Genomic DNA, 18294 nt, shown 5'->3' on the forward strand with positions numbered 1-18294 from the left:
GCAGGAAGTTGTGGAAACGTTTGCTCACGGCGGCCCGGACGACCGCCCTGCAACTCCCTCCGTAGTCCGGCCTTGGAGACCCGCATGAAGATCCGGTCTGCCGGTTTGCTCACAGCGGCCATCGCGCTGTCGAGCCTGCTCGCCGCGTGCGGCGGCGGCTCGACCCCCACCTCGACGAGTTCGCAGGCGGGCGGCGGCACCCTCGTAATCGACACCGCGTTCCAGCTGAAGACCGCCGACCCCGGCCGCATGTTCGAGCCGACCGGGCTGATGGTCGACGAGTCCATCTACGACACGCTGCTCACGTTCAAGGGCAGCGACGTGACGAAGCCGGTCCCGGCGCTCGCGGAGTCCTACACCGCGGCCCCGGACGGCAAGACCTTCACGTTCAAGCTCCGCACCGGCGCCACGTTCTCCGACGGCTCGCCCGTCACGGCGGCCGACGTCGTCTTCTCGCTCAACCGGGTGAAGAACCTGAAGGGCAACCCGTCGTTCCTCATGGACGGGCTGACGGTCGCCGCCCCGGACCCGGGCACCGTGGTCATCACCAGCGAGAAGGCGAACGCCGCCGTCCCGTTCATCCTGCCCAACCCCGCGCTCGGGATCCTCAACTCGGCCGTGGCCAAGCAGCACGGCGCCACCGACGCGGAGGGCGCCGACAAGTCCGACACCGCGGAGAGCTTCCTCAACTCGCAGTCCCTCGGCAGCGGCCCGTACACCCTCAGCAGCTTCAGCACCACCACGCAGGTCGTGCTGACCGCGAACGAGAAGTACTGGGGCACGAAGCCGGCGTACTCCAAGGTGGTCGTGCGCAACGTGCAGGCCAACGTGCAGCGGCTCAACGTCCTCAAGGGCGAGTCGCAGATCGCGGTGGACCTGTCGCCCGACCAGGCCAAGGGCCTCGACCAGCTCCAGGTCGTGAACGGCGCCTCGCCGAACGTGTTCTTCCTGTTCACGAACAACAACCCGGACATCTCGAAGACCTCCTCGAACGCCAAGTTCCAGGAGGCCGTCCGCTACGGGATCGACTACAAGGGCCTGCTCGACCTCGCCGGGCAGGGAGCCGTCCAGGCGCCGGGGATCGTCCCGTCGATCTTCCTCGGCGCGCTCGCGGACACCGACGCGGTCGTGCGCGACGTCGCCAGGGCCAAGGCGGCGCTGGCCGCGTCCGGCGTGCAGAACCCCACCGTGAAGCTGAGCTACCCGAGCGACATCCAGGTCAACGGGCTCAACTTCGGCGACCTCGCGGCGCGGGTGCAGGCCAACCTCAAGGAGGTCGGCATCACGGTGAACCTGGCGCCCGCGTCGGTGCAGACCGCTCTGGACACCTACCGCGGCGGCAAGGAGGAGCTCGGCCTGTGGGAGTGGGGTCCCGACTACCCCGACCCGAGCGACTACCTCAACTTCCTGCCGGGCCAGCTCGTCGGCCTGCGCGCGGGCTGGGCGAAGGGCACGGACGCCGCGCTGGAGAAGCTCGGCGAGCAGGCCGCGTCGACCATCGACGACCAGCAGCGGGCCGCGCTGTACAAGCAGATCCAGCAGTCCATGAACGAGTCGGGGCCGATCATGCCGCTGATCCAGCCGGCCCAGATCCTCGTGGGCGCGAAGTCGCTGAAGAACCTGCAGTCCAACGCTCTGTGGCAGGTCAACGTCCGTGAGCTCGGCTAACCCGACCGCCGCCGCCTCCGGAGCGGGCCAGAGGGCCCGCTCCGGAAGGGGGCTGCTGCGGTTCCTCGCCCGGCGCCTCGCGGCCGCCGTGCTGCTGTGCGCAGGGATCACGCTGGTCGCGTTCGTCCTGACGCAGCTGGTGCCGGGCGACCCCGCCACGGCGAACCTCGGGCAGCGGGCCATCGGCGACCCCGCCGCCGTCGCGGCGTTCCGGGCCAAGTACGGCCTCGACCGGCCGGTCCCGCTGCAGTACCTGACCTACCTCGGCAACCTGCTGCAGGGCAACCTCGGGATGTCCCAGCAGAGCCACCGGGCGGTGGCGCAGGACCTCGCGGAGTACGTGCCGGCCACGATCGAGCTCGCGCTGTTCGCGATCGTGCTCTCCCTGCTCGTCGGCGTGGCCCTCGGCGTCGTCGCCGCCGTCAACCGGGACCGCTGGCCCGACCAGGTCCTGCGCGTGGTGAGCCTCGGCGGCGTGTCGATGCCGACGTTCTGGGTCGCGCTCGTCGCCTTCTACCTGCTGTTCTTCAAGTTCGGGCTGCTGCCGGGCGGCGGCCGCCTCGACCCCGGCATGAACGCCCCGCCGCACCTGACGGGCTTCTACACGGTGGACGCGGCGCTCGGCGGGCAGTGGGACGTCTGGTGGTCGGCGGTGCGGCACCTCGTGCTGCCGTCGCTCGTGCTGGCCGTCTACACCGTGGGCATGCTGATGCGCTTCACCCGCGCGTCCGTGCTGGAGATCCTCGGCAACGACTACGTCCGCGCGGCCCGGGCCAAGGGTCTTCCGGAGCGGGTCGTCATCATGCGGCACGTCCTGCGCCCCGCGATGGTGGCCATCATCACCGTGGCCGGCGTCGCCTTCGGCAGCCTGCTGTCGGGCGCGGTCCTCGTGGAGAACATCTTCTCCTGGCCGGGCCTCGGGCAGTACGCCTACCACAGCGCCGTCAACCTCGACCTGCCCGCCATCATGGGCGTCAGCGTCGTCGTCGCGGCCGTCTACATCGTCATGAACCTGCTCGTCGACCTCCTCTACGGGGTCATCGACCCGAGGATCAGACTGACGTGACAGTGACCGAATCCGTGCCGGCGGCCCCCGCCGGAGGCGCCCGCCGCGACCGGGCCGCCCGATCGCCGTGGCGGCAGCCGCTCGCGCTCGTGGGCGGCGCGCTCGTCGTCCTGTGGGTGCTGATCGCCGTCCTGGCGCCGCTGCTGGCCCCCCAGGGGCCGCTCGACCAGCTCTCGCCGAAGCTGTTGGAGCCGTCCGGGCAGCACCTGTTCGGCACCGACGAGCTCGGCCGGGACGTGCTGAACCGGGTGATCTACGGCTCCCGCGTCTCGTTGCCGCTGGCGTTCCTGCTGGTGGCGCTCGCCGCCGTGCTCGGATCCGTCGTGGGGACGGTGGCGGGCTTCTTCGGCGGCTGGGTCGACGGCGCGTTGATGCGGCTGGCCGACCTGGTGTTCGCCTTCCCCGGCATCATCCTGGCGATGGCCGTGGCCGCGGCGCTCGGGCCCCAGCTCCGCAACGCCGTCCTCGCGGTGGTCGTGGTGTCGTGGCCCTCGTACGCGCGGTTGGTGCGCGGCCTCGTGCTGTCCGCCAGGAACTCGGAGTACGTCGCGGCCAGCCGCCTGCTCGGGTCGTCGGCCTTCCGGACGATGGTCGTGGACCTGCGGCCCAACATCGCCGGGCCGGTGCTGGTGATGGCCGCGCTCGACGTCGGCAACGCCGTCCTGCTGCTGTCCGGCCTGTCGTTCCTCGGGCTCGGCGCCCAGCCGCCCACCGCGGAGTGGGGCGCCATGGTCGCGGCCGGCGCGGCGAACTTCGACCGCTGGTGGGTGGGCCTGTTCCCCGGGCTGGCCATCCTCACGGTCGTGCTCGCCTTCAACTTCGTGGGCGACACCCTGCGGGACGCCCTCGACCCGCGCACCGCGCGCGCCATCAGGGAGTGATCATGGGAGTGCTCCTGGAAGTCGAGAACCTCACCGTGTGGCTCGCCACCCGGCGGGGCCCGCGCAAGGCCGTCGACGATTTGTCGTTCCGGGTCGACAGCGGGGAGATCTTCGGCATCGCCGGAGAGAGCGGCAGCGGCAAGACGATGACCGCCATGGCGCTGCTCGGCCTGCTCCCGCACGCCGCGCGGACCAGCGGCAGAGCGGTGTTCGAGGGACGCGACCTGCTCGCGATGTCCCCGGGGGAACTGCGGGCGGTGCGCGGCCGCCGGATCGCGATGGTGTCCCAGGACCCGTCGACGAGCCTGCACCCGATGCTCAGCATCGAGACGCAGCTGACCGAGCACATGCGCCACCACCTCGGGCTGAGCGGGTCGCAGGCGCGCGGGCGGGCCGTCGAGCTGCTCGCCACGGTGCGCATCCCGGACCCCGAGCGGGCGCTCGGCGCGCACCCGGCCCAGTTCTCCGGCGGCATGCGGCAGCGCATCGCCATCGCCGTGGCGCTCGCCTGCGAGCCGCGCCTGCTCCTGGCCGACGAGCCCACGACCGCGCTGGACGTCACCGTCCAGGCGGGGATCCTGCGGCTGCTCGACAGGCTGCGCCGCGAACAGGACCTCGCCGTCGTCGTGATCACGCACGATCTCGGCGTGATGTCGGCCGTGGCCGACCGGATCTGCGTCATGTACGGCGGCCGGGTGGCGGAGGTCGGCCCGAGGCGGGACGTGCTGACCCGGCCCCGCCACCCCTACACCAAGGGCCTGCTCGACGCGCTGCCGCACCCGGAGAGCGGAGCCGCGGCGCTCCGGCCGATCCCGGGCGGTCCGCCGCCCCTCGGCGAGGTGCCCGAGGGATGTCCCTTCCACCCCCGCTGCGGGTTCGCCGTCCCGGAGTGCCGGACAGATCGCCCCGTGCCGGCCCTCGTCGAACCGGCGCACGAGTCGGCCTGCCCGCCCGACCCACTGGGAGGCGCCGCGTGAGCACGCTGCTGGAGGCGACGGGAGTCGCCGTCGAGTACCACAGGCGCGGGGCGTCCGCGCTGCGCGCGGTCGACGGGGTCGACCTGAGCCTCGGACGGGGTGAGATCCTCGGGCTCGTCGGCGAGTCGGGCTGCGGCAAGTCGACGCTCGGGCGCGCCCTCGTCGGGCTGCAGCCGGCCGCCGCCGGCGCGGTCCGTTTCGACGGCCGCGACGTCACGCCCCTGGGCAGGCGGCGGCGCGAGCCGGGGCTGCGCGGCCTGCAGATGGTCTTCCAGGATCCGTACGCGTCGCTCAACCCGCGGCGGCGGATCGGCGACCAGGTCGGCGACGGGTACGTCCTCGGCGGGACCGGCCGCCCGGAGGCCGCGCGCAGGGCGGGGGAGCTGCTCGAACGCGTCGGGCTGCCGGCGGACGCCGCGAGGCGGTACCCGCACGAGTTCAGCGGCGGGCAGCGCCAGCGCATCGCGATCGCCAGGACGCTGGCCACCGACCCGAGCTGCATCGTCGCCGACGAGCCGATCAGCGCGCTCGACGCCTCGGCGCAGGCGTCCGTCGCCAACCTGCTCGTCGCGCTCGTGCGCGAGCTCGACATGGGCATGGTGTTCATCTCCCACGACCTGTCGGTCGTCCGGCAGATCGCCGACCGCACCGCGGTCATGTACCTGGGGCGCGTCGTCGAGGTGGGCCCGACCCGGGAGATCTGGTCCTCGCCCGCCCACCCCTACACGCGGGCGCTGATCTCGGCCGTGCCGCGTGCCGACGGGGCCGGCGTCCTGCCGGTCGAGCTCCCGGGCGACGTCCCCGACCCGGCGCGGCCGCCCGGCGGCTGCCGGTTCCACCCGCGCTGCCCCCTGGCGCTGCCGGAGTGCTCCCGGCAGGACCCGCCGCTCGCCGTCCTGCGGGACGGCCGGTCGGCCGCGTGCGTCCTGCAGAGCCCCGGCGAGCCGCCGCGTCCGCTGCCGGAGCCGCGGGAGGCGGCGCCGGCGGCCGACTGACCCACATCCCCACGGCACGGCCCCTATGGAAGGACGCGACATGACCGATCCCAGGTCGGTTCTCACCGATCTGACCGAGCGGTTCTGGACCTGGCGGCTCGCCACCACCCCGCGCACGCGCGACGACATCCCGCGCGTGACCCGGCCGGCCGGGTGGCGCCCGGCGTGGGACGCCGCCACCGTGAACGAGGGCCTGCGCTTTCTGGCCGGCGTCGAGAGCGGGCTGGCTGCCGTGGCGCCGTCGGAGGACCCCGCCGTCGAGGTGCCCCGGCGGCTGCTGGGCTCGGCGACGGCCCGGGTGCGCTGGGAGCTCGAGATCGTGCGGAGCTGGCGGCGCGACCCCTGGTTCTACCTCGACCAGACCATCGGCCACGTCTTCGACGCCCTGCTATCCCCGGCCCCCTTCGACGCGGCGCGCAGCGCGGACGTCGTCGAGCGGCTGCGCTGGATCCCCGCCACCCTCGGCACCGCGCGGGACAACCTCGAGGCGACCGCGACCCGCGAGTTCGCCGAGCTCGCGCTGCGCGACAGCGCCGGGGCGCCCGAGCAGCTCCGCGCCTCCATCGGGCTGCTCGCCCCGCTGCTCGACGGCGACTGGCGGGAGGCCGCCCTGAGCGCCGCCGAGGACGCCTCGCAGGCGCTCGCGGCATGGCGCTCCTGGCTGGCCGACTGTGTTCCCACGTTCGCCCCGCACCGTCCCGTGGGCCGGGAGGCCTTCGGGTTCTTCCTGCATCGTGTCGCCCTGCTGCCCTGGTCGGCCGCGGAGATCCTCAACCTCGCCGCGCAGGAGCGGGACCGGGCCGAGGCGTTCGAGCTGTTCGAACGGGCGAGGTCCGGGCCCCCCGAGTGGCCGCCCCCTCCCGCCACGGCCGAGGAGCAGTGCGCGACGGAGCGGGCCGCCGAGCTCGACGTGCGCGCGTTCTACGAGGAGCGCGGGCTGCTCTCGCAGCCGGCCTCGCTGCGGCACTACCGCAACCTGCCGCGGCCCGCCTACCTGGAGCCGCTGCGCTGGCTCGGGGTGAGCGACGACCTCACCGACGAGGACCGGCTGGCCGAGGACGGCGTCAGCTACGTCCCCGCGCCGGGCCCCGGCCTGCCGTACTTCTACCGCGCGAACGCGGCCGACCCGAGGGCCGGCATCATCCACGAGGGGGTGCACTACCAGCAGCTCGCGCTCACCTGGCGGCACCCCGACCCGGCGCATCGGCGGTTCTACGACTCCGTGCCGAACGAGGGGATCGCCTTCTACAACGAGGAGATGGTCCTGCAGGCGGGGCTGTTCGACGACGCGCCGCTCACCCGCGCCATCGTCTACAACTTCATGCGGCTGCGGGCGATCCGGGTGGAGGTGGACGTCAGGCTCGCGCTCGGCGAGATCGACATCGACGGCGCCGCGCGCATGCTCAACGACCTCGTGCCGCTCGACCTCGACACCGCGAGGGAGGAGGCCGCCTTCTTCGCGGCGACCCCCGGGCAGGGCCTCTCGTACCAGGTGGGAAAGGTCCAGGTGATGCGGCTGCTCGCCGACGCCGCCCGGCGCGCCCGCGACGGCTTCGACCTGCGGGCCTTCCACGACGCCCTGTGGTCCGACGGCAACGTGCCGCTGGCCGTGCAGCGGCTGCAGCTCCTTGACGACGCGGGCGACCTGCGGCGGGCCGACGCCCTCGCCGACGCCTCCGTCGACATGCGCCGGTACGCCGAGGACCTCGTCGACGCCATCGCCTCCGGCGACCTGGCGCGGCTCGACCGGTTGTACGCCGAGGACATCCGGGTGTGGCACAACCACGACGGCGTGGCGCGGGACAAGGCGGAGAGCCTCGACGCCGTCCGCCGCATCGCCGCGCACTACGACGGATTCCACGCCACCGATCTGCGCGTCGACCCGCTGCCGGACGGCTACGTGCAGCGGTGCGTGTACCGCGGCCGCGAGCGGGCCACGGGCGCGGAGCTCGCGGTCGACGCGATGATGCGCGTCGAGGTCCGGGACGGCCGGGTCGTGCGGATCGAGGAGTACACCGACCCGGCGCAGGGCTCCGTCCCGGAGGCCGGCGGCTCCCCGGGCGAAGCGGACACGCCCCCGCCCGGTCCGCGGTTCCGCGACGGGACGGGGTGGGAGGAGCAGGCGGGGTACTCCCGCGCGGCCCGGCAGGGCGACGGCATCGCGGTGAGCGGGACGACGGCGCACGGGCCGGACGGCTCGGCGCTGCACCCGGGCGACACCTACGCGCAGACCCTCGAGTGCCTGCGCAGGGCCGTGGCGGCCGTCGAGGAGCTGGGCGGCGCCCGCACGTCGGTGCTGCGCACCCGCCTGCTGCTGGCGCCGGGGGCCGACTGGCGGGAGGCGTCGCGCGCCCACGCCGAGGTGCTCGGCGACGTGGCGCCCGCCAACAGCACCTACGTGGTCGGCTCGCTGATCGGTCCCGATTTCCTCGTCGAGGTCGAGGTCGACGCGCAGGCGGTCCGCCGATGACGTACTCCCTGCGGGTGAACAACGATCTCGACGTCGCGACCCTCGTCGACCTGGCCCAGCGGGCGGAGCGGCACGGTTTCGACCAGCTCTGGGTGTCCAACGACCTGTTCCTGCGGTCGGCCCCGGTGCTCCTCGGGGTGCTCGCGGCGAAGACGGAGCGGATCAGGCTGGGCGTCGGGATCATGAATCCGTACTCGGTCCACGTCGCCGAGATCGCGATGATGGCGGCGACCATGCAGGAGGCGACCGGCGGCCGGTTCCTGCTCGGCCTCGCGGCCGGCTCCGCCGAGTTCCTCGCGTGGGCGGGGATCGACCGGCCGCGCCCCCTCACGAGGACGGCGGAGGCGGTGACGGCGGCCCGGGCCCTGCTGGGCGCCCGCGACGTGCGGGGGGAGCTGCCCGAGTGGTTCGGGCCGTCGGCGGAGCTGCGCGTCCCCCCGGGCGCGCCGGTGCCCGTCTACGTCGGGGGCATGAGCCCGAAGATGCTGGAGATGGCGGGGAGGCTGGCGGACGGCGTGCTGCCGCTGCTCTACCCGCCGGAGCACTTCGCGGACGCCAGGGCGCAGGTGCTCCGGGGGGCCGAGGACGCCCGGCGGTCGCCGGACGAGATCGACATCCCCGCCTGCTTCTGGGTGTCGGTGGCCGACGACGCCGAGGAGGCGCGGCTCGCCCTTGCGGCGAAGATCGCCTACTACGGGCCGTCCTTCGCGCCGTACCTGCTGACCAGGGCCGGGCTCGCGATCGAGGACTTCGCCCCGGTGACGGCGGCGCTGGAGGGCGAGGGCCTGGACGCCGCCGCCAGGCTGGTCGACGACAGGATGCTGGCGCTGGGCGTCACGGGCAGCGTGGCGCAGGTGGTCGAGAGGTGCCGGTCGCTGCGCGAGATGGGCGCCACCCACCTGTCGTTCGGGCCGCCCCTCGGCCCTGACGTGCGGCAGGCGGTCGACGTGCTCGGCACGGAGGTCCTGCCGGCCCTGGCCGCGGTGCCGCGGTGACCGGCGGGCACGGCGACGCCGGGATCGCGACCGCGGCGCGGAGCGGCGTCGCCGAGGGCCGCGCCTGGGCCGAGGCGGCCCGCGAACTCTACGGACAGGAGTGGATCTCATGAACGCCGCGGCTCACGCGGAACCGCCCGGGATCGTGCTGACCGGGTGCACGGTGGTCGACGGCCGGGTCCTGGACGGCGTCGGCCCGCTGCCCGGCGCCGCCGTGTGGGTGCGCGGGGAGCGCATCGCGGCGGTCGGGCCCGCCGCCGAGGTGCTCGCGGCGGCGGAAGCGGCCGGCGAGTTCCGGCGGGTCGACCTGGCCGGCGCGTACGTGACCCCGGGGCTGGTGAACATGCACACCCACCTGTCCCTGTCCCTGCCGGGCCAGGGCGGCGACGCCGTCAAGGGGATGGGCGCGCACGAGCTCGCCCTCTACATGGCCGACGGCGCCCGGCGCACGCTGCTGTGCGGGGTGACCACCGTCCGGTGCGTGGCCGAGAAGGACCACGCCGACTTCGCGCTGCGCCGCGCGATCACGTCGGGACGGGTGACCGGCCCGCGGATCTTCACCGCCGGCCGGGCGCTCGTCTGCACCGGCGGCCACGGGCACGAGGGCACGGACACCCTGGAGTGCGACGGCGTCGACGGCTTCCGCCGCGGGGTGCGCAGCCAGGTCAGGGCCGGAGCCGACCTGATCAAGGTGATGATCTCCGGGGGCATCGCCGGCGAGCACGAGGCGATCCACACGCGGCAGCTCTTCGGCGACGAGCTGGCCGCCGTGATCGAGACGGCGCACGCCTGGGGCCGGAAGGTCACCGCGCACGCCGGGCCCGCGCCGGTCATCGCCGAGGCGGTCGGCCTGGGGCTGGACTGCGTCGAGCACGGCTACCAGCTCACCCCGGAGGTCGCGGCGCTGATGGCGGAACGGGGAACCGCCCTGGTGCCGACCCTGCTCGTCACCCGCTGCAAGGAGTTCTTCGACGAGCTCGGAGTGCCGGAGTGGATGCAGCGCCGCTCGCTCGGGGCGGGCCCCCGGCACCTGGAGAGCTACGCCATGGCCCTCGCCGCCGGGGTGGAGGTGCTGCTCGGCAGCGACATGCCGCCGTTCTGGGGGTTCGAGGGCACCAACGCCTCCGTACGGGAGCTGGAGCACATGTCCGGGGCCGGCCTCGGCCCGGCACGCGCCCTGTACGCCGGCACGCTCGGCCCGATCCGGTGGCTCGGCGCGGAGGCCGACCTCGGCAGCGTCGAACCCGGCAAGTTCGCCGACCTGATCGCGATGGACGGCGACCCCCTCGCGGACACCTCGGCGTTCCGGGGCGTGCGCTGGGTGATGGCGGGCGGCCGGATCGTCCGCGACGACCGGGCGGGAATGGAGGCGGCATGACGGGACAGGACGCGGCCGGCGCGGTCGCGGCGGGCATCGAGGACATGTACGACGCCTTCCTCGCCGGCGACCGCCGCCGTTTCGACGCCCACCTGCACCCCGAGGTGACCACGTGGGAGACGCACCTGCCGGGCCCGCTGCGCGACCGCGCCGACCTCGACGCCTACCGGTCGCAGCGGGACGCGGCCGGGGCCCGGCCGGCCCTGGCGTCGCTCACGGCCCGCGACATGCGGGTCGACGTGTGGGACGACACCGCCGCGGCCCGCTACGTGCTGGTCGCGGTCCCGGCCGGCGGCGGCGCACCCGAGGAGACCCGGGTCACCGACGTGCTGCGGCGCTCGGCGGAGGGCTGGCTCATCGTCCATCATCACGCCGAGCTGGTACGGCCCGGGCAGGGGTGAATCCGGCCCCAAGCCTGGGGCCCTCGGCAGCACTAATACGGTGGAGGGGTATAGTCGACGATATGACCTGGGGGACCGCGGCGGCTCCGCGACGTCCGTCAAGGGGGAAACAGGGCGGGCGCGCCGCGTACCCTCGGTGGACGTCGGCGGGCTCGCCGGCCGCGACGCCCGCAGGAGCGTCCCCCGCCGGGGACGAGCAGCTTGCCGAGAGGAGAGGTGATGACCTCCGTCACCGATGACAGGCGGCCCACCGCGAGCGCCGGCGTCGAGCTCTCGATCAGCGGAATGACCTGCGCGTCCTGCGCCAACCGGATCGAGCGCAAGCTCAACAGGCTGGAGGGCGTGTCCGCCACGGTCAACTACGCCACGGAGAAGGCGAAGGTGACCTTCCCCGAGGGGCTGGACCCGCACGTGCTCGTCGCCGAGGTGGAGAAGGCCGGCTACGGGGCGAGGCTCCCCGAGCCTCCCGCGCCCGAGCCCGGCACGGGGCCACGGGACGCGGACGACGAGCTCGGCTCCCTGCGCACCCGCTTATACGTCTCCGTCGCGCTCGCCGTGCCGGTCGTGGCGATGGCGATGATCCCCGTGCTGCAGTTCACCTACTGGCAGTGGCTGTCGCTCACCCTCGCCGCCCCGGTCGTGGTGTACGGCGGTCTGCCCTTCCACCGGGCCGCCTGGACCAACCTGCGTCACGGCGCGGCGACCATGGACACCCTGGTGTCGCTCGGCACCGTCGCGGCCCTCGGCTGGTCGGTGTGGGCGCTGTTCTTCGGCGCCGCGGGCATGCCCGGCATGACCCACGGGTTCGACCTGACCATGTCGCGGGGCGACGGGTCGGGGAACATCTATCTGGAGGCGGCCGCCGGGGTGACCGCGTTCATCCTGGCCGGACGCTATTTCGAGGCCCGGTCCAAGCGCCGGGCGGGCGCCGCCCTGCGCGCCCTGCTGGAGCTCGGCGCCAAGGACGTCACGGTGCTCCGCGACGGCCGGCAGGTCCGCGTGCCCGCCGGCGAGCTGAGGGTGGGCGACCGCTTCGTCGTACGGCCCGGGGAGAAGATCGCAACGGACGGCGTGATCGAGGAGGGCGGCTCGGCGGTCGACGCCTCGATGCTCACGGGGGAGTCGGTCCCGGTCGAGGTGCGGCCCGGCGACTCGGTGACCGGAGCGACCGTGAACGCCGGCGGCCGGCTGGTGGTGCGGGCGACCCGGGTCGGGGCCGACACCCAGCTCGCCCAGATGGCGCGGCTGGTGGAGGAGGCCCAGACCGGCAAGGCCCAGGTGCAGCGGCTGGCCGACCGCATCTCGGGAGTCTTCGTCCCGATCGTCATCGCGCTGTCGGCGGCGACGCTGGGGTTCTGGCTGGGCACGGGGGAGGGCGCAGGCGCCGCCTTCACCGCCGCGGTGGCGGTGCTGATCATCGCCTGCCCCTGCGCGCTGGGGCTGGCCACGCCGACCGCGCTGCTGGTCGGCACCGGCCGCGGCGCCCAGCTCGGCATCCTGATCAGGGGTCCGGAGGTCCTCGAGTCGACCCGCCGGATCGACACGATCGTGCTCGACAAGACCGGCACGGTGACCCGTGGGGAGATGAGCCTGGTCGAGGTGCGCGTCGCCGAGGGCACGGCCGAGGAGGAGGTCCTCCGCCTGGCCGGCGGCCTGGAGCACGCCTCGGAGCACCCGATCGCGCAGGCGATCGCCCGAGGCGCCGCCGAGCGCGTGGGCGCGCTGCCCACGCCGGAGGACTTCGCCAACCTCGAGGGCCGAGGCGTGCGGGGCGTCGTGGACGGGCACGCCGTCCTGGTGGGACGGCCGGCGCTGCTCGCCGAGTCGTCGCAGCATCTGCCCCGGGACCTCGAACGGGCGCTTGACGAGGCGCGGGCGGCCGGCCGTACGGCGGTGGCGGTGGGGTGGGACGGCGCGGCCCGCGCGGTCCTGACTGTGGCCGACACCGTCAAGCCGACCAGCGCCGAGGCCGTCGACCGGTTCCGCGCTCTGGGCCTGACGCCGGTCCTGCTCACTGGCGACAACGAGGCGGCCGCGCGGGCGGTCGCCGCCGAGGTGGGCATCACGGAGGTGATCGCCGAGGTGCTCCCGGCGGACAAGGTGGCCGTCGTGAAGCGGCTGCAGTCTCAGGGCAGGACGGTGGCCATGGTCGGCGACGGCGTGAACGACGCCGCGGCGCTGGCCCAGGCCGACCTCGGGCTCGCGATGGGCACCGGCGCCGATGTGGCGATCGAGGCGGCCGATCTGACCCTGGTCCGGGGCGACCTTCGGGTGGCCGCCGACGCGATCCGGCTGTCGCGCCGGACTCTGCGCACCATCAAGGGCAACCTGTTCTGGGCGTTCGCCTACAACGTGGCGGCGCTGCCGCTGGCGGCGCTCGGGCTGCTCAACCCCATGATCGCCGGGGCGGCCATGGCGTTCTCCAGCGTCTTCGTCGTCAGCAACAGCCTGCGCCTGCGCCGCTTCAGGTGACCTCCCGGCTTCCGGAAGGCGGCGGGCCCGGCGGCTCGTCGCGTCGTGGAAGCGGCACCGGGGCGTAGACGTGCGGGCAGTCGTGGCCGGACGGCAGGACGCAACGCCGGCCGGACTCGAGCGTCGCGCATCGCCTGGCGGTGTCCCGCTGCGGCAGGTCCGGCGATGGGGTGGTCTCGTTCATGATGGTTCCCGACGGACGGGTGACGGGTGCCCGCTCCCGGGGGTGGGAGCGGGTCCGCACGGCGGGGCTGCCGGCCCCGCGCTTCAGATGGTACAAGGGGAACATTTGGAGCAGATGTAACAATCCGGACCGCAAGGGCTCGGGATGTTCCGCGTCCACGGGGGCCCCGAAGTAGTTAGGCTTACCTAACAAGACGATGAAGGGAAACCGTATGGCGACGACCGAACCGGTACGGCGCACGCGCCCCGTGACGACCGGCGTGGTGCTGCGCACCGAGCGGCTGACCCCGCACATGATCCGCGTGGTGCTGGGCGGTGAGGGACTCGCCGGGTTCGGCGCGGGAGAGTTCACCGATCACTATGTGAAGCTGCTGTTCCCGGTGCCGGGGGTGGACTACCCCGAGCCGTTCGACATGGGGGTGATCCGCGCCGAGCTGCCGCGCGACCAGTGGCCGAGGACGCGGACCTACACGGTGCGCTCCTGGGACCCGGCGGCGCTGGAGCTGGCCGTCGACTTCGTCTACCACGGCGACGAGGGCCTGGCCGGGCCGTGGGCGCTGCGGGCGCGCCCGGGCGACGTGATCCGCTTCATGGGCCCGGGCGGCGCCTACGCGCCGAGCGCCGAGGCGGACTGGCACCTGCTCGCCGGGGACGAGAGCGCGCTGCCCGCGATCGGCGCGGCTCTGGAACGGCTCCCGGCAGGGGCGCCGGCCCACGTCTTCGTGGAGGTGGAGGGCCCCGAGGAGGAGCAGAAGCTGCCGACCGCCAGCAGCGCGGAGATCGTGTGGCTGCACCGCGGCGGCGGGCAGGTGGGCGAGGCGCTCGTCCGGGCGGTGCGGGGGCTCGACTTCCCCGAGGGCGTCGTGCACGCCTTCGTCCACGGGGAGGCGACCTTCGTCAAGGAACTGCGGCGGTATCTGCGCGTGGAGCGCGGCCTGCCGATGGAGCGGCTGTCGATCTCCGGCTACTGGCGGCGCGGCCGGGACGAGGACGGCTGGCAGTCCTCCAAGCGGGAGTGGAACCAGCGGATCGAGGAGGAGGAGGCCGAGGCCCTCGGCGTGAGCGGCTCCTAGACGAGTAGTTCCGATGTGGTTCGTGGTCGAATACGGTCAGGGACCGCAGGACGGGGGCGCCGAACTTGTGGTTGTGCCAGATCGCGGCGGCCATCGCGAGAATGCGCTGGGCGACGCGGAGGCAACGCCCTTGAGGGTCCGTCCACCGTGCCGTTGCCGGCCACGGACACGGACTGCGGGCGAACCGCAGCTGAGCTGGGGCGTCAGGCATCGCGGTATCGCGATGCCAGACGCCTGACGGATGATCCGCCAGTCGTTACGCGGTCACCGGACGGCGACGGTCTCCGTGGTCTCCGTCTCGTCCGCGATGGCGGGGTCTGAGCCCTTCGGCCCGCGAAGAGCGACGTAGACGAGCAGCACGCCCATGACGGCGACGCCTGCCCACATGGCCTGCTGCCAGCCGTCGACGAAGGACTGCTGCGCGGCGTGGATCAGGTCCTGAGCATGGCTGCCAGTGCTCGGAGCCACTTCGACGGCGTTGGCGATTCCTTCGCGTGCGGTGTCCGCGGCCCCCTGGGGGATGCCGCCGAGCTTGTCGTCAATGGCGCTGCGGTAGCCGTTTGCCAGGAGCGCGCCGAGCATCGCGACGCCCAGGGCGGTGCCGAATTCGCGGTTGACGTCGTTGAGGGCCGAGGCAACGCCCTGCTTGGCGCGGGGCAGGGAACTGGTGATGGCCTCGGTGGAGGGCGTCATAGACAGACCCATGCCGATGCCCATGGCGAGCATGCCGGCGAGGATGGACAGGTAGCCGCCGTCGACGGAGACGAACAGCGCCATCAACGCCAGGCCGAGGGCGGACAGGGCGATGCCCAAGGTCATGGTGGAGCGGGCGCCGATCTTGGCGGCCACCTTGGGGGCCAGGCCGGACGTCATCATCATCATGATGGCCATGGGCATCATCGCCACGGTCGACAGCAGGCCCGACCAGCCCAGCACGGCCTGGAAGAACGGGAAGAGCACAACGGCGATACCGGCCTGGACGCCGAAGACGACGAGCAGCGTGATGGAGCCGCCGGCCAGGCCGCGCTCACGGAAGAGGCGTACGTCCAGCAGGGATGCGTCGCGGCGGTGCAGCTCCCAGGCCACGAAGGCGATGGCGGCGACCACGCCGACGGCCAGGCTGATCAGGGAGACGGGATCGGTCCAGCCGCGCTCGGGGCCTTCCTGCAGGACGAAAATGAGTCCGACCACGGCGATCGTGGACACCAATGCGCCGATGGTGTCGAAGGAATAGGTGGAGCGTTCGCGGGAGTCGGGCACCGACTTCAGGGTCATCGCCAGCGCGACGACGACCAGTACCACGGGCAGCACGAACAGCCACCGCCAGGCCGCGATGTCCACGAGGAACGCGGAGAGGAACATGCCCAGGATGCCGCCGCCTCCGGCGACGCCGGTCCATACACCGATCCCCTTGCCCCGTTCCTCCTCGGGAAACGTGGAGGTGATGACGGCCAGCGTGATGGGCATGATCATCGCAGCGCTGATGCCCGCGCCCACGCGGGCGCCGATCATCACTGCGGCCGACGGGGCGAGCCCGGCGACGACGCCGGCCGCGCCGAAGATGATCAGTCCGATGATCAGCATGGGCTTGCGGCCCAATCGGTCACCGATCGCACCGAGCGGCAGCAGAAGGGCGGCCAGGGCAAGGGTGTAACATTGATGATCCACAGGACAGCAGTCTGTGAGGCGCCCCACTCGACGGCCATGTGGGTCTGGGCGACGTTCAGGCCGGATACCGACGCGATGACGGCCATCAGCGCGATCGACACGGCGGTCAGGATCGCGCGCAGCTGACGCGCATCCGGCGTACCCCCGCCACCTACTGTCGCGGCCGCTGTCGCGGCCGCCGCATGGGGAGGCTGGTTGCTACTCATGATTTCCTCTCAGAAAGGGCATGCAGAATCAGCGCCCGGACAGGGCCGGTCGCCGAAGAGGGGGGAACAAGGGCTCGTCGCGCGGACCGCCGGCTGCGGTCCGCGTGGATCAGGCCGAGGGTCGGGCGGGGGTGTTCGCGGCCTGGGCGGCGGCGAGGGCCGTGTCGGTATCGGCGGTGGCCAGCAGAGCGTTGATGTGGGATCCGGCCAGGGCGCCGGCCGCGGCGGACGCACCGACCTGCGCGGTCAGATCGGTGGCGTTGCCCGCCACCCACACGCCGGGGACGTCGGTGATGCCGGCCATGCCGGAGGCGAAGCGGCAGCCCATGTCGTCGGGCAGGTCCTCCATCGGCAGCTTCAGCCCGTCCAGGCCCTCGGTGCGGGCCTGCAACCGCGTGGCCACCGTGATCACGCGCCGGGCGACGAAGGTGCCGTCCATCAGGCGCAAACCGGCCAGGGCGCCGTCCCTCTCGACGACTTCCTGTACTTCGGTCTCGACGATGCGGATGTGGCGGGCGGCGAACCGGGCGCGCGTGCCCTCGTCCAGGTCCGCGCCATCGGTGAAGTACACGAGGTCGTCGGTCAGCTGACGGAACAGCAGTGCGTGGTGGAGGGAAGCGGGGCTGGTGGCGAGGATGCCGATGGGCTCGTCGCGCACTTCCCAGCCGTGGCAGTAGGGGCAGTGCACGACGCTGTGGCCCCAGTACTCGGCCAGGCCTGGGACCTCGGGCAGTACGTCGCGCAGGCCGGTGGCCACCAGGAGGCGGCGCGCGGTCACGCTGCGGCCGGCGGTGAGGGTGACGGTGAACCGCAGATCACCCTCGACCGGTTCGGCGGGCTCGGCGGAGGCGACTTCACCGAAGACGATCTGCCCGCCGTATTCACGGACCTGCCGGCGTCCGCGCTTGAGGATCTCGGGTGGCGGGGTACCGTCCAGGACGATGAAGCCGTGCATCACCGCGGCAGGTGCGTTGCGCGGGGTGCCGCTGTCGATCACGATGAACCGACCGGCGCGAGCGTGCGAGCATCAGCGCGCCGTTCAGGCCCGCGGGACCGCCGCCGATCACTACCACGTCCACGGTCTCGGCGGGGATGGCGTCGCTCTCGTAGCGGGAAGTCTGCGCAGACATGTCGCGCCCTTTCGTCGTACCTGGCCCCGGGGCTGGACCATCTGTATTCGACGTTAAGCCCGCATTGCAGCAGAGGCATACCATGTTGCCTATGACGCAAGAAGATGGGGGGCTGGACAGCCTCGTACGCAAACGGATCCGCGCACTGCGCGTCGCACAGGGCTGGTCCCTGGAAGAGCTGGCCACCCGCGCCAACCTCAGCCAGTCCTCGCTGAGCCGGATCGAGAACGGACAGCGCCGCCTCGCCCTGGACCAGCTCGTCACCCTCGCCCGCGCCCTGGACACCACCCTCGACCAGCTCGTGGAGAACGCCGCCGACGACGTCGTCATCAGCCCGATGATCGACGGCGCCCACGGCCTGATGCGCTGGCCCATCAAGGGCGACCCCGGCATGAGCGTCGTGCTTCAGCGCATGACCGAACCTCCGCCCGACAATCCCGCCCGCATGCGCGCCCACCCCGGCCGCGAATGGCTCGTCGTGCTCTCCGGCACCGCGATCCTCATGCTCGGCCACCGCCGGTTCCGCATCGAGACCCACCAGGCCGCCGAGTTCCCCACCATGATGCCGCACGCGATCGGGGTCGGGGGCGGCCCGTGCGAGATCATGGGTATCTTCGACCGCGACGCCCGCCGCGGCCACCGACGCGACGCAGGCGAGACCGGCGAGTGCGACGGCGCGCAGGGCCCCTGCGAGTAGCACCCTCGCAAGCAGGGAGTTCCGCCACCACATC

General features: G+C 73.0%; 16 protein-coding genes and 1 pseudogene. 12 read left to right on the forward strand and 5 right to left on the reverse strand.

From position 1 onward, the window contains the following. Window positions 1-84 precede the first annotated feature (84 nt). The 10 genes from Mco01_RS18390 to Mco01_RS18435 all read left to right on the forward strand — a co-directional run bounded on the left by Mco01_RS18390 (window position 85) and on the right by Mco01_RS18435 (window position 13303). The gene (locus tag Mco01_RS18390; RefSeq protein WP_204058114.1) at window positions 85-1668 is read left to right on the forward strand and encodes an ABC transporter substrate-binding protein; all 1584 of its coding nucleotides are present in this window, start codon (window positions 85-87) and stop codon (window positions 1666-1668) included. Continuing rightward, the gene (locus Mco01_RS18395) at window positions 1655-2734 is read left to right on the forward strand and encodes an ABC transporter permease (RefSeq protein WP_204058115.1); all 1080 of its coding nucleotides are present in this window, start codon (window positions 1655-1657) and stop codon (window positions 2732-2734) included. Before Mco01_RS18390 ends, Mco01_RS18395 begins: the two co-directional genes overlap by 14 nt. Next, entirely contained in the window at window positions 2731-3615 is an 885-nt protein-coding gene (locus tag Mco01_RS18400) for an ABC transporter permease (RefSeq protein ID WP_239103726.1), read from the forward strand. The genes Mco01_RS18395 and Mco01_RS18400 overlap by 4 nt, the downstream gene beginning before the upstream one ends. Before the next feature lie 2 nt (window positions 3616-3617). After that, window positions 3618-4592 carry an ABC transporter ATP-binding protein gene (locus Mco01_RS18405; RefSeq protein WP_204058116.1) on the forward strand — a complete coding sequence of 325 codons (975 nt, stop codon included), beginning with the start codon at window positions 3618-3620 and terminating at the stop codon, window positions 4590-4592. Continuing rightward, window positions 4589-5587 (forward strand): ABC transporter ATP-binding protein, encoded by a 999-nt coding sequence (locus tag Mco01_RS18410; protein ID WP_204058203.1) that lies wholly within the window; start codon window positions 4589-4591, stop codon window positions 5585-5587. The genes Mco01_RS18405 and Mco01_RS18410 overlap by 4 nt, the downstream gene beginning before the upstream one ends. A 40-nt stretch (window positions 5588-5627) precedes the next feature. Continuing rightward, window positions 5628-8057, forward strand: coding sequence for a DUF885 family protein (locus tag Mco01_RS18415; RefSeq protein WP_204058117.1), 2430 nt, complete (start codon window positions 5628-5630; stop codon window positions 8055-8057). Then, on the forward strand, window positions 8054-9052 hold the full coding sequence (locus tag Mco01_RS18420) for an LLM class flavin-dependent oxidoreductase (RefSeq protein ID WP_204058118.1): 999 nt from the start codon (window positions 8054-8056) through the stop codon (window positions 9050-9052). The genes Mco01_RS18415 and Mco01_RS18420 overlap by 4 nt, the downstream gene beginning before the upstream one ends. Before the next feature lie 109 nt (window positions 9053-9161). Continuing rightward, the gene (locus Mco01_RS18425) at window positions 9162-10430 is read left to right on the forward strand and encodes an amidohydrolase family protein (protein ID WP_204058119.1); all 1269 of its coding nucleotides are present in this window, start codon (window positions 9162-9164) and stop codon (window positions 10428-10430) included. Continuing rightward, window positions 10427-10831: a nuclear transport factor 2 family protein gene (locus Mco01_RS18430; RefSeq protein ID WP_204058120.1), complete on the forward strand. Its 405-nt coding sequence runs from the start codon at window positions 10427-10429 to the stop codon at window positions 10829-10831. Before Mco01_RS18425 ends, Mco01_RS18430 begins: the two co-directional genes overlap by 4 nt. Window positions 10832-11050: 219 nt before the next feature. Next, window positions 11051-13303, forward strand: coding sequence for a heavy metal translocating P-type ATPase (locus Mco01_RS18435; RefSeq protein WP_204058121.1), 2253 nt, complete (start codon window positions 11051-11053; stop codon window positions 13301-13303). Here the strand turns inward: Mco01_RS18435 and Mco01_RS18440 are convergent. After that, on the reverse strand, window positions 13296-13487 hold the full coding sequence (locus Mco01_RS18440) for a hypothetical protein (protein ID WP_204058122.1): 192 nt from the start codon (window positions 13485-13487) through the stop codon (window positions 13296-13298). The genes Mco01_RS18435 and Mco01_RS18440 overlap by 8 nt on opposite strands. A 211-nt stretch (window positions 13488-13698) precedes the next feature. Between Mco01_RS18440 and Mco01_RS18445 the strand changes: the two genes are divergently transcribed. Then, window positions 13699-14559 carry a siderophore-interacting protein gene (locus Mco01_RS18445; RefSeq protein ID WP_204058123.1) on the forward strand — a complete coding sequence of 287 codons (861 nt, stop codon included), beginning with the start codon at window positions 13699-13701 and terminating at the stop codon, window positions 14557-14559. A gap of 22 nt (window positions 14560-14581) precedes the next feature. Here Mco01_RS18445 and Mco01_RS40465 read toward each other — a convergent pair. The 4 genes and pseudogenes from Mco01_RS40465 to Mco01_RS18460 form a co-directional block, all read right to left on the reverse strand. Continuing rightward, window positions 14582-14715, reverse strand: a pseudogene (locus Mco01_RS40465) (IS982 family transposase); the annotation flags it as partial. 108 nt (window positions 14716-14823) lie between these two features. Next, entirely contained in the window at window positions 14824-16254 is a 1431-nt protein-coding gene (locus Mco01_RS18450; protein ID WP_307825591.1) for an MFS transporter, read from the reverse strand. Then, window positions 16137-16433 (reverse strand): hypothetical protein, encoded by a 297-nt coding sequence (locus Mco01_RS18455; protein ID WP_204058204.1) that lies wholly within the window; start codon window positions 16431-16433, stop codon window positions 16137-16139. Before Mco01_RS18455 ends, Mco01_RS18450 begins: the two co-directional genes overlap by 118 nt. Before the next feature lie 109 nt (window positions 16434-16542). Beyond that, window positions 16543-17430, reverse strand: coding sequence for an NAD(P)/FAD-dependent oxidoreductase (locus tag Mco01_RS18460; protein WP_307825593.1), 888 nt, complete (start codon window positions 17428-17430; stop codon window positions 16543-16545). A 224-nt stretch (window positions 17431-17654) separates the two neighbouring features. Between Mco01_RS18460 and Mco01_RS18465 the strand changes: the two genes are divergently transcribed. Then, complete coding sequence (locus tag Mco01_RS18465) at window positions 17655-18260, forward strand: helix-turn-helix domain-containing protein (RefSeq protein ID WP_204058125.1); 606 nt, start codon at window positions 17655-17657, stop codon at window positions 18258-18260. Window positions 18261-18294 lie beyond the last annotated feature (34 nt).

The sequence above is a fragment of the Microbispora corallina genome (assembly GCF_016863035.1).
Lineage (GTDB): Bacteria > Actinomycetota > Actinomycetes > Streptosporangiales > Streptosporangiaceae > Microbispora > Microbispora corallina.